Raw genomic sequence first — 16,670 nt, 5'->3', positions numbered from 1 at the left:
AAAAAGTATAAGGGTACATAGTCAAAGATAGAAAGTTTAAAGGGCTCATGCCTTTTTTTAAAACTTCTTTAACAAAAAATAAATAGGTGAAAATCGGGTAAAACCGCAAAGTCCTGTTAGGCTTCTTCAGTTCCGTCGGGCCCGTCTTCCGTATTATAGATCAAGGTGACAGCCTTTTGCATGATCAAATTATTCGGGTAAACCAGTAATTCCCCGTTTTCTTTTCTTAGGCTGACATGGAAGGCTTTGATGTCTTCGATCAAATAGGGTTCTTCCGATTCGATGTCCTTGTCCAAGATCTTGACACGGTCGCCGATCTTAAAGGGGAAGGAGAAAAACAGGATAACGCCGGCGGTTATATTGCTTAAAATCGACCAGCTGGCGAAGAGGGCTACACCTATCACTGCAAAAACGGAAGAAAACAGTAGTCCGATTTCCCTGTAGTTAACGCCCCAAATAAAGGAGATGGCCCCGATGCCTATCAGTGATAGCAGGGTTGAGTAGTATTTGATGATCAGTAGGGTTCGGGCCTCTACAATGTTGCTGATCTTACCGATTTTTCGAATGGCCTTGTCGCCCAAAAACTTTAAGGTCAGGACAATGATCAAGGTTATGGCCGAGGCTATGATCTCGTGCTTGTAATTATCGACAAAGTCTTCCATAGGTTACAGTCCTAAACTATCGCGCAAAGATAGGTCCTTATTTCCATTTTGCCTCCAATAAGGGGTCTTTAAAGTACTGATTTTTGTAGCCGTGGAAGTCATTTGTTTCGCGTTTTCCCCATAGCCGCTGATAAACGTTTCCGACCAACCAATGATACTGTAAGGGAAGCTACTCGAGAAGTTGATTTTAAGGGAGCGCCGTAGCTCTGGAAAATCAATTTCGTAGGCGCTTGTGCCCGAATCTTTGGTTAAAGTCAAACGGGCATCGTAGGGCTTTAGTTCTTTGTGCGACAGCCTGATGTATTCCAATGAGGGGATAACTTTATGGTTCCCGACCGGAAGGTTGTCGGGGTTGATCCTGATTTTGTTCCACAACTCGTTTTCGAGTATGGTCTTGTTTAAGGTAAAGCTTTGGTCGGCCTCATTCTCAAAATAGGAGTGCGACATTACCTCAAAGGCGTCCCTGTTGTTGATTTGTGCATAGATTTGTCCGCACCACTCTTGGGCAGAAAAGGAAACCTTTATGGCGTGGTCGTTGTCGTAGACAGGGTAAAAGGTACTGCTCATGAGGGAGTAGGGGTAGATGCCTGTCAGGTACTTTTTGGTGGCGTTCAATTTTAAGACGGGAATATTGTCCGGACCATTGCCGTCGGCCTTCACTTGCTTTTCGGGCAGAAAGGGCTCGGTGACGTAGATCAAAACGGCCTTGCCGTCCCTGGTTTCGCCATACCGGGCTTGTTGTAGGCTGTAGGAGGTGATCTCGGCCTCCCCGGCGTACCAATAGGTCTTGAACTCTTGGGACAAGGGGACTATTTGTCTTGGGGGTTCGTTTTGGGCTATTTCTGTTTCCTCTACCTTTTCTTCCTTGGGCCGCTCTTTACAGCTTAGGATCAAAAAACCGACAAGAAATAGAAAAATTGATCGATGGAACGATAGGGTTTTCATGGTGTTTGTTTTGAAGTATGTCAATAGTAATACAAATTCATGTAATCCATTGATCTGTAGTTCTTCAAAATTAACCAAAAAGAACTACTTCACCATGTTTGCAAGCGTGCTATAGACCAATTGGGTGGGGAGGCCCACCACATTGGTGTACGAGCCCCGTATCTCTTCGATACCGATCAGGCCGATCCACTCCTGTATCCCATAGGCGCCCGCCTTGTCAAAGGGCCGAAAGTTCTCGATATAGTAATCGATTTCCGCCTCCGAAAGTGCCTTGAATTTGACCTGCGTGGTCTGTCGTACGGTATTTTGGACCTGAAGGGTCGTAAAGCAGACCGAGGTAATGACCTCGTGCCAGTCGTTCGACAGGGTCATTAGCATAGATCGGGCCTCCGAGGCCTCCGCGGCTTTTGCGAGCGACTTTCCCTTGTGCCATACCACGGTATCCGAAGTGATCAATATTTCATTTTCGGCCAGTGTGTTTTTATGGGCCGAAGCCTTTAAAACAGCGAGGTAATCTGAAATGGCACCTCCTTGCAAATGTTCGGGGTAGGTTTCTTCGACGCTTTTAACCCGTATTTCGAAATCAAGTCCCATCTCCTTGAGGAACTGCTGTCTTCGAGGTGATCCGGAACCCAAGATCAAGGTGTATGGTCTTAACTTGTCCTGTAACATGGTCTAATCGTTTGCCGCGCTGAAATTGGTCAGCCAATCGCCTTTTACTTTCAACACCTGTTCGATGACGTCGCGTACGCAGCCTTCGCCGCCATTTTTATGGGACACGTATTTTGAAATGGCCTTGACCTCGGGAACCGCGTTTTGCGGGCAAGTGGGCAGGGCCACGGTTTGCATCGGGGGAATGTCGGGAATATCGTCGCCCATGTACAACATGGTTTCGGGCGATATTCCATATATGTCCATGTACTCTTCGAGGGCATCCATTTTATGGTGGGCGCCGAGGTAGATGTCGGTCACGCCAAGGGCTTTTAGCCTGCTTCGGACCCCTTCGTTGGTGCCTCCCGAAATAATACAGACCCGATACCCTTTTTGAAGTGCGGTTTTAAGGGCGTAGCCGTCCTTGACGCTCATCTTTCGGAGCATCTCGCCTTGTGTGGTTATCATTAGGGTACTGTCGGTAAAAACGCCGTCTACGTCAAAAACGAAGGTGTCGATATCGTTCAGGTATTCTTTATAACTCTTTTCCATAAGTGTTTTCTATTGATTGGCTGAGCAGTTTGTATATTTCGATTTCCACGGGTTTTTTCAGCTGTGCCAAATGGGTGTCGATGGTGGATTGGTCGCCCCTCCGTGCCGGACCCGTCTGCGCTTGGTAGGGCGTCAAGTGGCTAAGTTTGTCAACAGTTTCCCCGATCAGCGGACGGAGCAGTTCGAACGACAGCTCCTTTTCTTTACAGATCTCATGGGCCAAGTGGTAGAGGTGATTGGTAAAATTGTTGACGAAGACCGCGGCCAGATGCAGTGTTTTTCGCTGTTCGGTACTTACTTCGTAAATCCTGCCCGTAATTTTTTGTGCCAATTGTTTCAGCAGGTCCAGGTCGCTTTGGGTATTGCTTTCAAGGCAAAGCGGCACCTTGTTAAAATCCATTGGGCGGTCTTTGCTAAAACTTTGTAGGGGGTAAAAAACACCGTGGCGCGGATGGGTCGCGAGGATGTCCATGGGGGTGGCGCCCGAAGTATGTACTACGAGTTTGTTTTTCGTGTTAAGTTGCTGTGATACAGAATTTATGGCATTATCGCTTACAGCGATGATGTAGATGTCGCTATCCGCTATGTCCTTAAAATCGGAGGTGGTGCTCCGGGCTTGGTCAAAACCTTGCAAGGCCGTGGTATTCCGGCTGACTACCTGTACGATATCAATTTCCCCATTCAGGGAAAAGGCATCGTGCAGATGCTTGGCGACACGGCCCGACCCAATAATACTTACGCTAATCATGCTGCGAAAATAAGCATATATTTTAGTTCGAATATCAATTGGGTATCTATCATTGACGTCGATGGTTTAAAAACAGGATCGGTGATAATTTTTAAGAATATTGTCGGTATTTTTAAGAACAATTAACAGTTATACCGTCCCTTTGGGTCCCTTAGTTCGTATCCAAATCATAAAAAGGGCGTATTTTTGCCTGCTGAAACCAAATTCAGCTCTTCCCAATGCAAAAATTCCAGAAATTATTGTTCTCTACCCGATTGATGGCCATGCTTTTTCTCGTTTTCGCCGTTGCCATGGCCTTTGGTACCTTCATCGAGAGCAAGTACAGTACCGAAACGGCAAGAATTTGGATTTACAACGCTTGGTGGTTCGAGGCGATCATGGTTTTCTTCGTTATCAATTTTGCAGGCAATATTAAAAGATATCGACTCCTGAGATGGGAAAAATGGCCGGTATTGTTGCTTCACCTTTCGTGGATCTTGATTATTGTTGGGGCCTTTATTACCCGATATATAAGCTTTGAGGGGATGATGCCCATTCGCGAAGGGCAGACCGAAAGGATCTTTTATTCCGATAAGACCTTTTTGACGGCCTATGTCGACGGCGAAATCGATGGGCAACAAAAAAGAAAGACCTTACAGGAAGATTTGATCGTAACGGCAGAGGATATTAAGTCGAACCTGCCTTGGAACTCCGATTTTAACGGCCAGCCGTTTACGATTTCCTATGTAGGGTTTATCGATGGGGCGAAAGAGGGGCTCATTCCCGATGAAAACGGAAAGCAGTACCTTAAGATCGTTGAGGCGGGAGATGGGCAGCGCCACGAACATTTTTTGGAAGATGGCCAGGTAGCCAATATTCACAACGTACTTTTTGCCTTGAACAAGGAGACCGAGGGGGCTATCAATATCTTTGTTTCCGACAGTACCTATCAGATCAAGAGTCCGTTCGAGGGCGGTTTTATGAGGATGGCGGACCAATTGCAGGGGCAGGTGGCAAAAGACAGCCTTCAGACCTTGCAGCTGCGTTCGCTCTACAATATGGCGGGCATGCAATTTGTTATTCCCGAACCCGTGGTCAAGGGATCCTATGGGGTGGTTCAGGTGCCCAGGGAAGAGGTGACCGAAGCTAGCCTTGATGCCCTGATAGTCGAAATTTCGTCGAATGGCGAAACGGTACAAAAAAAGGTGCTGGGGGGTAAGGGCACCGCTGATTTTACCGAACGTTTCAATGTTGGGGGGCTCGACTTTATGCTGAGCTACGGCTCAAAGGTTTATGAACTTCCCTTTGGTATTAAATTGAACGACTTTATTGCCGAAAAATATCCCGGTACCGAAAAGGGCTATTCTTCCTTTATGAGCAAGGTCACCATCGAGGACGAACGTCCTTTTGACTACGATATCTACATGAACCATATTTTGGACCATAGGGGATATCGCTTTTTTCAATCGAGCTTTCACCCCGATGAAAAAGGAACGGTACTGTCGGTCAACCACGACAAATGGGGAACATGGATCACCTATATCGGTTATTTTTTGCTTTATACCGGTTTGATGGGCATTATGTTTTTCGGAAAAACCCGGTTCAAGGATTTGGGCAAAGCCTTGGAAAAGCTAAAGTCAAAAAAAGCCAAACTCACTACCGCACTTATGGTGGGCCTGATATTGAACGTATCGGGACAGCATACGGCGGACGATGGACATGACCACTCGGTCCAGATGCCGACCCAATTGCAGATCGATTCCCTGATACGTACCACGGTCGTCTCCGTGGAGCATGCCGAAAAGTTCGGAAAATTGGTAATTCAGGATGATGGGGGACGGATGAAACCGATCCATACCTTTTCCTCCGAACTGCTCCGCAAGTTAAGCTTAAAGGACAAGTTTCGCGATATGGATGCCGATCAGGTGTTCCTGTCGATGATGCTCAATCCGCCGGCCTGGTACAATGCCGAGTTCCTGGCCATCGATAAAAAAGGACAGAACGATAGCTTGCGCCATGTTATCGGGGTGCCCGAAGGGAAGGAGTACGCCAAGGCCACCGATTTTTTCGACGAAAGGGGCAATTACAAGTTGGAACCCTACCTGCGTGCCGCAACGGCTACAAACAATCCGAACCAGTTTGAGAAGGACATCAAGGAGGTTAACATACGATTGAGCCTGTTGGATCAGGCATTAAGCGGTCGTATCGTGAAAATTTTCCCTTTGCTGAACGACGAGAACAACAAGTGGATATCGGCCGTGGAGTACCGCGGAGGCCAGTACCAGGTACACGATTCCCTTTATGCGAATTTTATCAAAAATTCGATGCCGTATTATTTGATGACCCTAAGGAAGGCCATTGAGAGCGACGACTATACCGATGCCGATAAGCTGTTGGAGGCATTTAAACAAAACCAAAAAAATCACGGCAGCGAAGTCCTGCCATCCGAGGCCAAGATCAATACCGAGGTAGTCTACAACAAGTTGAACATTTTTAACCACCTGTACCGCCTTTATGCCGTTGTAGGGGTACTTATGTTCTTCGTCCTTATCTTCCGTATTTTCAAAGATCGGTCCATTTGGCGGGTGGCTACCTACTTTTTTAAGGGAACGATCATCATAATGTTCCTATGGCACACGGCCGGCTTGATCTTGCGTTGGTATATTTCAGGCCATGCACCTTGGAGCGACGCCTACGAGAGTATTCTGTACGTGTCGTGGGCGACCATGGGCATGGGACTTCTCTTTGCCCGGAAGAGCGATATGACCCTGGCGGCCTCGGCCTTTGTTACCTCGATGTTGCTGTTTATCGCGCACCAAAATTGGGTAGACCCCTCTATCTCGAACCTGGTGCCCGTACTCGATAGTTACTGGTTGATGATCCACGTTGCCGTTATTGTCGGTAGTTATGGGCCGTTGATCGTTGGGGCCATCCTTGGCTTGGTGTGTCTGCTCTTGATTATTATGACCACCAAGAAGAACAAGAAGCGAATGGAACTGAACATTCAAGAACTTACCATCATCAACGAACTGGCCCTTACGGTCGGGCTGGTAATGCTTACCATAGGAAACTTCCTCGGGGGGCAATGGGCAAACGAAAGCTGGGGCCGCTATTGGGGATGGGACCCCAAGGAAACCTGGGCGCTTATTTCCATTATGGTTTATGCCTTTGTGATCCATGCCCGGCTGGTTCCCGGTCTTAGGGGGAAATGGACCTTTAACTTTTTGAGCCTTATAGCGGTAGGAAGTATCATGATGACCTATTTTGGGGTCAATTACTATTTGGTGGGACTCCATAGTTACGGTCAAAGTGGTGCCGCGGCCATTACCCCCGATTACGTATGGTACATTGCCCTGGGTATGCTGCTTATCGGGGCGATAAGTTATTGGAGATATAGGGTGAACTACGCTAAGAAGTAAGTTATCCGTTATTCATAAAAAAACAATTGTTGTAGTCTTCTTTTTGAAAAAGAGTTGATTTCAAGTCTATTTTTTATAGATTTATCACTTGGATCAATAAGGGGATGAAGACAACTCAAGACGATATTCAACTGCTTTGCGGGCTATATGAGGGTAAGGAGGCGTCCTTTAGGGCCATCTATGACAAGTACTTTGAGTCCTTGTTCCTCTATGCCATGAAGGTGCTGAACGACCGGATCGTGTGTGAAGATATAGTTCAAGATATCTTCGTATCCTTATGGACAAAAAGGAGGGAAGCCAAAATTACCTCACTTAAACCTTATCTGTTTCAAGCGGTTAAATATCAAATCTTCAATTACTTCAGAAACAATAAGTTCTCAAGGGAAGACCTAACGCGCCTGAACATAGTCGATGTTTCGATGAATGTTATCCAAAAATTGGAATACTCCGAGCTTGATCAAATGATCAGGGATACCGTTGTCAAACTGCCTAAAAGGTGCCGTCATATTTTTGTGCTGAGCAGGTATCATCATAAATCGAATAAGGAAATTGCCGAAGAACTTGAAATATCGGTACAAGCTGTAAAGAATCAAATTTCCAAGGCACTGGCCTTTCTACGCAATAACCTTCATCATGAGGAGGCGATAACGGCACTGCTACTACTTCTGTTTTAGTCCTTGTGGGATGGCTTGAATCCTAATTTAAAGTATCTCCGAACCGAAGCGGATGGGTTGTTGTAACTCATGGATTATATTCTTTTTTTTTATCAATTTGAAAAAAAAAACTTTTTTGGCGTGTACCATCTTAATATTTTGGGTACTTAGTTGTGAATGTCATTTTTTTATTCAGACGATAATGAACGCTAAAGCCGCAAAAAAATTATTTAAGAGGTACCTTAAGAATGAATGTACTCCCGAGGAGATAGCGTTGTTGGATCGATTTTTGGAATCTTATCAGGATAAGGAGGTTTTTCTCTCCGAGTTTAAAAATGGAGAAGGACTTAAAAAAGATGTTTGGCTTAAAATCGAGTCCCGAATAGCTTCTTCGAAGTCCAAGGGTTTCAACCTATACGGTTTTTTTAAGTATGCAGCCATCTTTATCGGTGTTCTCGGCTTGGTCCTGTTGTTCGATTATCTAGGTCAAGCGGAACGAACCGATTTGATCATGGATGATGATGCCATAGTCATTAAAACGGGCGATAACGCTACCAAACAGATACTTCTGGGAGGCAAGGAAACCATAACGGACGCCAATGGCAACCTCTTGGCCTCACAAAACGATAACCAATTGGTGTATCACCAACGGGAGCTTGACGAGTTGGTCTACAATGAAATAATCATTCCAAAAGGCAAAACCTTCCAAGTCGTTCTTTCAGACGGAACCCTGGTGCATTTAAACGCAGGCTCCTCGCTGAAATACCCCGTTAGTTTTTCCCCAAGCGAAGAGCGAAAGGTTTTTCTTGAAGGAGAGGCTTATTTTGAGGTTTTCAAGGATGACGAACACCGCTTTACGGTGGTGGCCGATAAAATGGAAGTACAGGTGTTGGGAACCCATTTTAATGTGAGCTCTTATCAAAATGAGACGGCCTACACCGTACTCGCCGAAGGTAGTGTTGCCCTAAGCCTGATGGACGGCGGGGACCGACCAATAATCTTAAAGCCGGGGCAGAAAGCGGCATTGGAAGGTGAAGCCGTAAAGGTTTCCCAAGTTGACGTCAAGGATTATATGGACTGGCGTAGCGGTAGCCTGACCTTTAAAAACGAGCCGTTCAGCACAATTGTGAAGAAAATAGAGCGACGGTATAATGTAACGGTCGAAAATACGTACAAGGAACTTGATAGCATTAGGTTCAGGGGCACCTTCGGGAACGAAACCATAGAAGACCTGTTAAATACCTTTAAGGAAAGCGCTGGGTTCGAATACGAAATAAGCACCAATAAAATACTAATTAAAAAACCGTGAAGATGATATGATATAGGGTAATGAAAAGAAAGGGGAACGCGGCCACGTTCCCCCTAATAAAGTGATTTCAATTTCAGTTAAAAACCAATCAAAATCCTTTAAAAATATGGAAAAAAAAACATTGTTTTTCATTTTGGTGAAAAACATACTCAATAAGAACCGTACAGTGAAAATTTCTCTCTTATTGTTCGCGTTTGCGCTATTCAACCTTCATGCGAATTCCTACTCGCAGAACAAGAAGGTTTCCCTGACCGCCGATAACGAAACAATCGAAAGTGTTTTAAAAAAAATTGAAGACCAAAGTCGATTTCGTTTCTTTTATAAGATTGGAAAATTGGATGTTTCCAAACGGGTTTCCCTAAATATAGACAGCCGCCCGATCAAGGAAGTCTTGCCCCTTCTCTTTAACGGCGAGGTAACCTATACTTTGATAAAGAACCAAATTGTTCTAAAACCAAAACATGGGAATGGAACTATTCAAACCGTTGGGCCTAGCATTGTTCGGGAAGAACAACAAATGGTGTCGGGTACGGTTACCGATCGATCCGGTCTGCCATTGGCCGGGGCCAATGTGATCGAAAAAGGTACGACCAATGGGGTAACCACCGATTTTGACGGGAACTTTAGTTTGGAACCGACTTCGGACGATGCCGTCTTGGTAATCTCATATATCGGCTTTGCTACAAAAGAAGTACAGCTCAATGGGGAAACGACGATTAATGTTCAATTGGAGGAAAGTGCCTCCGGCCTTGAAGAAGTTGTGGTCGTAGGCTTCGGTACCCAGAAGAAGGTCAATGTTATCGGGTCGGTTTCCCAGGTATCAAGCGACGACATCGAAAATAGGCCCGTTACCCAAGTGTCCCAGGCCATTACGGGCCAAATGCCTGGGGTTACCGTAATTCAAAGGTCGGGAAGACCGGGTGAGAGCAGTGGGAATATAAGTGTACGTGGGGTAGGTTCCTTTGGGGCCACGCCCGATGCACTTGTATTGATCGATGGAATTGCAGGTACTATGAACGATATCAATCCAGATGATATCCAATCCATATCGGTACTAAAGGACGCTTCTTCCGCAGCCATATATGGGGCCCGGTCGGCAAATGGCGTTATCTTGATCACCACAAAAAACGGAAATGAAGGCAAGTTTTCCGTTAGTTACAACAGTTATGTCGGATTTAACCGGGCTACGGAGCTTCCGGAATTCGTCGATTCCTGGGAATATGCCGAAATGTACAATATCGCATCGGGAAGCAATAGTTTTTCCGCTGAGGATATTGCCAAATATAGGGCCCAGGACGACCCCGATAATTATCCGAACACTAGATTTTTGGAAGACCTTTTTTCCAAACAAGGGGTACAGACCTCACATACCTTAACGCTTAATGGAGGGGATGAGCGAAACAAGTACTATGTTTCCGCCGGAATTTTGGAGCAAGACGGTATCGTTCCCAAAAATAGTTTTAGCAGATATAATGTTCGGATGAACCTGCAGAACAAATTGGGCGATAAGTTTGAACTCAGTACCCGGATGTTCGGGGCCATAGAAGAGCGCAACGAGCCTCAGGCTACGGCCAACAAGGGGAGCGCGGCCAATAGCTTTCAGGAACAACTCATACAAAACGCGGTTAGATATCCCGCAGTCTATTTAGGCCAGGCCTCCAATGGCGATTATGGGATCGGACCCGAAAGCGGGGGTACGCCCACTTCGTGGTTGGCATCCGAATCCTATTTGGTCAACCCCCGAACCAAGGCAGGGGTCAACATGAAACTTGATTATAGGCCTAATGACAATTTGGTCTTCTCGGCAATCGGGGGCTATAATTTTTCGCTTTTCGAACAACGCTCATATCTGGCATCCCAACGACTCAACGAAGATGTCTTGTTGGCCCAATCGCAACTAGATCAATTTAGCAATAAGGAGATTTTTAAGACCCTTCAGTTTACCGGGGAGTATTCAAAGGAGTTCGGCAGTCATGATTTTAGTCTTTTGGTGGGTTATTCTTTTGAAAATGAGGAGCTTTCGTTCTTTAACGGTTACAGGCAAGATTTTCCCAGTAACGATTATACCGTATTGGACCTGGGTAGCGCCGAAAATCAGCAATCGGGAGGGTATGATGCCGAGTGGGCGCTTCAATCCTTCTTCTCACGTCTTAAGTACAGCTTTGACCAGAAGTATTTGTTTGAGGCCACATTGCGCTATGACGGTTCGTCAAGATTCCCCGAAAGCAACAAATATGCGGTCTTTCCCGCTGCTGCATTGGGATGGAGGGTTTCGCAGGAATCCTTTATGCAGGATATTCCGTGGATTTCCAATTTAAAGCTTAAGGCCTCATGGGGTATCTTAGGAAATCAGAACATTGGCAATTATCCTTATCAAACGGTATTGGCATCGGGCCGGGACTATTCCTTGGGAGGAGGCCTGTCAACAGGAGCGGCCTATGCCACTTATACCGATGAGAACATAAAATGGGAATCTACCGAGACTACCGACGTTGGGTTCGAATCCGGCTTTTTTGATGGAAAGTTGACCTTTAACGCCACCTACTTCCACCGAAATACCACCGATGTACTGTTCAAGCCCTCTTCGAGCGTTTCCACCGTTTTGGGTGTGGGGATAAGCGAAACCAACACTGGGGCGGTTAAGAATACCGGTTGGGAGTTTGATATGGGGCATCGTAACACCAAAGGCGATTTTGGTTATTCCATAAATGGTAATTTCTCCATTATCGAGAACGAGGTCGTCACCCTTGGTCTAGGGAATGTGGAGCAACCAAACGGTTTCGTGGGCAATGGATCTGATCTCTTCATTGGATATCCGATGCAAATGTACTACGGCTATAAGACCGATGGGGTCTTTTTAAACGATGCCGAGGTGGGGGATTGGCCCGATATGTCCGCCGTAAATCCAACGGCCCAAGCGGGAGATTTGAGGTATAGGGACATTAGTGGCCCCGATGGTGTGCCCGATGGTCAGGTAGACCCCACGTACGACCGTACTTATTTGGGGAGCAGAATTCCCAAATATACCTATGGGGCCAACATTAATCTGAATTACAAAAACTTTGATTTCTCCTTGTTTTTACAGGGTGTTGGCGGTGTAAAGGGCAATTTGACCGGCTATGCGGGATATGCCTTTTTCAACTTGGGCAATATTCAAAGATGGCAGATGGAAGGAAGGTTTGACCCCGAAAACCCGGTCCGTTATCCCGACTATCCGAGGCTGGAGGTCATAACCAATAGTGGAACTGCCAATACCACGGTATCCGATTTTTGGGTGATCGACTCAGGGTATCTTCGGGTAAAGAATGTGCAATTGGGGTATAAAATACCCGATAAGACCGCCGATGTGATCGGTGTCGACCACCTGAGGTTTTATGTAGGGGCGGAGAACCTTCATTCCTTTAATTCCTATCGAACAGGATGGGATCCCGAAATCAATTCGGGCGGGTCTTACTACCCCATTTTGGCTACCTATACCTTTGGTGTAAACTTAAAATTTTAAGATTATGGATTCTCTATATAACAAATACCTATTTAAATTGAATTTTTATAGAAATGTATTCCTGGTGCTGGGCACCTTGGCTTTGACCGTTGCCTGCGATAAGGAACTCGAGCAATTTCCGAGCAATGCCTTTGCCAAGGATAATTTTTGGACATCCGAGTCCAATGCCAATATCGCCCTTACTGGGGCATACCGAGGAGCCATCGAATATGGTACCCAAGTGGTACCTTCCGATTGGTGGACGTATTGTGGGATTGTCTTTATGGAATTTGCCACCGATAATGCCTACGACCGAAGGGGGGACAACTCGACCCAAAATAGATTGACCAACGGGACCCTGCTTCCGAACAACAATGTTATCAAAGGGTATTGGGAAGGGTCTTACCAGCGAATTGCAATTTGTAACGATTTTCTTGAGAACGTCGATAATGTTCCCATTGACCAGGCAAAAATAGATCGAATGCGGGCCGAAGTGGTCTTTTTAAGGGCCACACAGTACTTCTACCTGTCCCAATTCTGGGGGAGCGCCCCTTTGGTTACATCTACCCTAAGCCCCGATGAGGCCAATAATGTTGACAAGGCCTCAAAGGCCGAACTCGTCGCTTTTGTTGAAAGTGAACTTTTGGCGGCTGTTCAAGACCTTCCCTCATTCGGGGAACTGTCCGGGGCGGAGGCGGGAAGGGCCAGTAAGCAGGCCGCACTGGCATTTTTAGGACGACTTTATCTCGGTGAAGAAAGATTTGACGATGCCTCGCAGGTCTACAGACAGATCATTGATATGGGAGAGAACATCATCGACCCGGAATATGCCACATTATTTACCCCGGCCAATGAGAATAGTGCCGAGAATATTTTCAGTAGCCAGTATTTTGGGGGGCAAGCGGGCAATGCATTGCCACAACACGCTTATCCGGCGGTAGCCTCGGGCTGGCACATTGTAAATCCTTTGGGCAGTTTGGCCGATGCCTACGGCTTTGACGATGGAACACCTCTGTCGTACGACGACCCACGATTTGACTATAATGATATGGGGGCCAACAGGGATCCCCGGTTCCGATATAACCTTATTTGGGACGGGGCGGAGTTCAGCGGCCGCATTTACGATTGCCATCCCGATCACAGCGAATCGGTCGACCAACTGACCTATTCCAAACAGGCCACACGTACCGGCTATGGTCTTCGAAAGTTTTTTGATGAGTCTTTCAATGGCAACCTACGTACCGATTACGGTGGCAATATTCCCATTATTCGATATGCCGAGGTTCTATTAAGCTATTTGGAAGCCGAGTTGGAAGCGGGCAAACCGATAACACAAGCCCTGTTGGACGAAACGATCAATGCGGTCAGGGGCAGGGCATCCGTCGGACTTCCCCCTATAACGGAAACCGACCCGGAAACGCTTCGTCCGATTTTAAGAAACGAGCGCAGGATAGAACTGGCACTTGAGGGCCAGCGGCTCTGGGATATCTTTAGATGGGGTATAGGCGATGAGGTATTGGTGGGTGATTTTTGGGGAGCACCCTTCCCCGATTCTGAACTTTATGCTACTACATCAAAAAAAATAGATCCCCAGTACCGTTGGTATGTGACCTCCAAGAACTTTAGGGAAGGTATAGATGACGTATGGCCCGTTCCTGAATCAGAAGTAAATGTCAATCCTAAACTGGGAAATTAGAAGATGAAGATAAAGAGAAGAAAATTTATGCAGAACCTAGGACTTGCCGTACCCGTATTGGCAAGTCCTTTAAATCCTATTTTGGCAAGTAACCCTAGGGAACGGACTCATATCCCACCTTTACAGGCCGAGCAGTTTAAAACCGACTTTGGCAAGTTGAACGAAAGGGTTTGGATAGGTAGTTCGTTTTGGGCCGTACCTATGGAAGACTGGGCAATTAAGAACCGCCGTCTTGAATTCTCGGGAGTCGAAAAACAATCGCGACTTCATATATTGACCTATGTTCTTGGTGAAGGTCAAGGCGATTTTACAATGGCAGCAAACTTGGGGCTACTAGAGAACAAAGGACATACGGGAGGCGTTGGTTTCGCCCTTGGAATAAGAGACCATACCGATCCCACAAGCGTCAAGGCTGCTTGCTACTTTGGGAAAGGGATTTCAATCGGGGTCAATCTCGAGGGGGATTTATATATTGATGATAGAAAAGAAACCCTTCCGATCGGATTTGATTTCGACAACTTTTACTTGCAAATGAAAGGGCGGAATACGGGAAACGGAACCCGGTTAACTATCGAAGCTAGGGATTCAATCGGAAAAAAAGCCATTCTCGAACATACGGTAAGTGGAGACTTGGTCGGATTGGTCGCCCTCGAAAACAAGGGAAAACAAAAAAAGGGGAGTGCCTTTTGGTGGGCCGACATTCAATTGTCGGGGACAAAGGTTCAATACAGACCGGAAAACGCTTTTGGACCTATCTTATGGGCCATGTATACACTCTCACGAGGGCAGTTGAAGCTCACGGCGCAACTGCCTCCTGTCGGCACCAAGGATTCGCAACAGGTAGAACTTCAGTTCTTAAGGAATGGAAAATGGATAAAGGCGGCAAAAGGTCAAATAGACCCGGTTTCATTTACATCGACTTTCACCGTTGATGACTGGGATGCGTCCGAAGATGTCCAATACCGCTTGCGTTATAGTTTGGATAAAAAATGGCATAGTTATGAAGGGGTCGTACGCCAAGAACCCTTAGGTCGCGCATTGATCTTTGGTGGACTAACGTGTCAGCACGCCATGGGCTTTCCGTACCGTCCACTTGTGGAAAACCTCGGCAAGTCGAACCCCGATATACTTTACTTTTCAGGGGATCAATTGTACGAAGGTAACGGGGGCTATCCCATCAAAAGAGAACCCGAAGACAAGGCCATATTGAATTATTTGGGCAAGTGGTATATGTTCGGTTGGGCCTTCGGCGAAATGCTTAGGAATCGACCGACCATCTGTACCCCGGACGATCACGATGTCTATCAAGGAAACCTTTGGGGCGAAGGAGGGGAAGGCATTTCGTTCGAAGAGTGGAAAAAGGTGCGGGACGCCCACGGTGGCCTCGTGCAAACGCCCAATTTTGTCAATGTAGTGAACAAGACCCAATGCGGCCATATGCCGGCAGCCTATGACCCTACACCGATGAAATCGGATATTAGTACATGGTACACCCATTTGGTCTATGGTAAGGTGAGTTTTGCCATTGTCAGTGACCGACTGTTTAAATCAGGCCCGGAGATGGTCAGGGAGGGAGAGGGAAGAATAGACCATTTAACCGAACCGGCAAAACCGGGTGAATTGGACGCTGACGATCTTTCTTTTCTCGGACAACGCCAGCTCGATTTTTTAACCGATTGGGTGGCCGATTGGAAAGGGGCGAACATGAAGGTTCTGCTTAGCCAAACCCTGTTCTCCAATGTGGGAACTCACCACGGACCGGAAAAACAGTTTTTGTTCGGCGACCTCGATTCGGGCGGATGGCCGAAATCAAAAAGGGACAAAGTAATTGAGACCATTAGAAAGGCCTGTGCCTTCCATATAAATGGCGATCAACATTTGCCCTTTATCGTCCAATATAGTGTGGACGAGCCCCGGGATGGCGGGTGGACTTTCTGTACACCGGCCATCTCCACAGGGTACCCCAGATGGGGACAACCCGATTCGGTAAACCTTCCTTTTACAGATCGCCCCGAACACGGTTTGCCGAACACGGGCTGCTACCGCGATGGTTTCGGTAATGATAACTATATTTATGCGGTCGGAAACCCAACCGATGATTTTGATGGCGAGACAAATCGCTACAAAAGAGCGCAAAAAAAGGCGTCGGGTTATGGGATCATCACTTTTGACACATTGGAACGTACCATTAAAATCGAAGCAATTCGTTTTTTGGCCGATTTAAATACGGATTCGGAGGCGAATACCTATCCCGGGTGGCCATTGACGATACGGCAATCCGATAATGACGGAAGAAGACCCATTGGTTACCTTCCCAAACTGGTAATGGCTACGCCCGATCAAGTGGTGAAGGTGGTTAATGAAGATACCCAAGAATTGGTGCATGCTATGCGGGTAAAGGGCAACACCTATATCCCAAAAGTTTATGAACAGGGTAAATATACCTTGGTTATAGGCGAAGGCGGCACCAAAAAGGAAATAAAGGGTATCGAGATCACCACTGACCCCCAAGAGGTGATTGCGGTTTAGACCAAGTAGGCCAAAAATTTTAAAAGTATAAATTGAGATTTAATAA

At 46.5% G+C, this 16,670-nt stretch carries 11 protein-coding genes; 6 read left to right on the top strand and 5 right to left on the bottom strand.

Going from position 1 to position 16,670, the window contains the following annotated elements; genetic code table 11:
• Positions 1–116 precede the first annotated feature (116 nt).
• The 5 genes from BUB37_RS16335 to BUB37_RS16315 all read right to left on the bottom strand — a co-directional run bounded on the left by BUB37_RS16335 (position 117) and on the right by BUB37_RS16315 (position 3,558).
• Entirely contained in the window at positions 117–662 is a 546-nt protein-coding gene (locus BUB37_RS16335) for a mechanosensitive ion channel domain-containing protein (protein WP_072994894.1), read from the bottom strand.
• A 3-nt stretch (positions 663–665) separates the two neighbouring features.
• Entirely contained in the window at positions 666–1,607 is a 942-nt protein-coding gene (locus BUB37_RS16330) for a septum formation inhibitor Maf (RefSeq protein ID WP_072994893.1), read from the bottom strand.
• Between the two features lie 84 nt (positions 1,608–1,691).
• The gene (locus BUB37_RS16325; protein ID WP_072994892.1) at positions 1,692–2,279 is read right to left on the bottom strand and encodes a Maf family nucleotide pyrophosphatase; all 588 of its coding nucleotides are present in this window, start codon (positions 2,277–2,279) and stop codon (positions 1,692–1,694) included.
• Between the two features lie 3 nt (positions 2,280–2,282).
• Entirely contained in the window at positions 2,283–2,810 is a 528-nt protein-coding gene (locus BUB37_RS16320; protein WP_072994891.1) for a KdsC family phosphatase, read from the bottom strand.
• Entirely contained in the window at positions 2,794–3,558 is a 765-nt protein-coding gene (locus tag BUB37_RS16315; protein ID WP_072994890.1) for a Rossmann-like and DUF2520 domain-containing protein, read from the bottom strand. Before BUB37_RS16315 ends, BUB37_RS16320 begins: the two co-directional genes overlap by 17 nt.
• A gap of 218 nt (positions 3,559–3,776) precedes the next feature.
• On the opposite strand from BUB37_RS16315, the gene ccsA reads away from it, so the two are divergent.
• The 6 genes from ccsA (at position 3,777) to BUB37_RS16285 (ending at position 16,624) form a co-directional block, all read left to right on the top strand.
• Positions 3,777–6,956, top strand: coding sequence for a cytochrome c biogenesis protein CcsA (gene ccsA, locus BUB37_RS16310; RefSeq protein WP_244526865.1), 3,180 nt, complete (start codon positions 3,777–3,779; stop codon positions 6,954–6,956).
• A 104-nt stretch (positions 6,957–7,060) separates the two neighbouring features.
• Positions 7,061–7,630 (top strand): RNA polymerase sigma-70 factor, encoded by a 570-nt coding sequence (locus tag BUB37_RS16305; protein WP_072994889.1) that lies wholly within the window; start codon positions 7,061–7,063, stop codon positions 7,628–7,630.
• A gap of 181 nt (positions 7,631–7,811) precedes the next feature.
• Positions 7,812–8,918 (top strand): FecR family protein, encoded by a 1,107-nt coding sequence (locus BUB37_RS16300; RefSeq protein WP_072994888.1) that lies wholly within the window; start codon positions 7,812–7,814, stop codon positions 8,916–8,918.
• Between the two features lie 106 nt (positions 8,919–9,024).
• Complete coding sequence (locus tag BUB37_RS16295; RefSeq protein ID WP_072994887.1) at positions 9,025–12,420, top strand: SusC/RagA family TonB-linked outer membrane protein; 3,396 nt, start codon at positions 9,025–9,027, stop codon at positions 12,418–12,420.
• 4 nt (positions 12,421–12,424) lie between these two features.
• Entirely contained in the window at positions 12,425–14,095 is a 1,671-nt protein-coding gene (locus BUB37_RS16290; protein ID WP_072994886.1) for a RagB/SusD family nutrient uptake outer membrane protein, read from the top strand.
• Positions 14,096–14,098: 3 nt separating this feature from the next.
• The gene (locus BUB37_RS16285; protein ID WP_072994885.1) at positions 14,099–16,624 is read left to right on the top strand and encodes an alkaline phosphatase D family protein; all 2,526 of its coding nucleotides are present in this window, start codon (positions 14,099–14,101) and stop codon (positions 16,622–16,624) included.
• Positions 16,625–16,670 lie beyond the last annotated feature (46 nt).

Source organism: Pseudozobellia thermophila (genome assembly GCF_900141855.1).
GTDB classification, from domain to species: domain Bacteria; phylum Bacteroidota; class Bacteroidia; order Flavobacteriales; family Flavobacteriaceae; genus Pseudozobellia; species Pseudozobellia thermophila.
The sequence above is the reverse complement of the archived record's forward strand: the minus strand, read 5'-3'. Positions and strand labels throughout refer to the sequence as shown.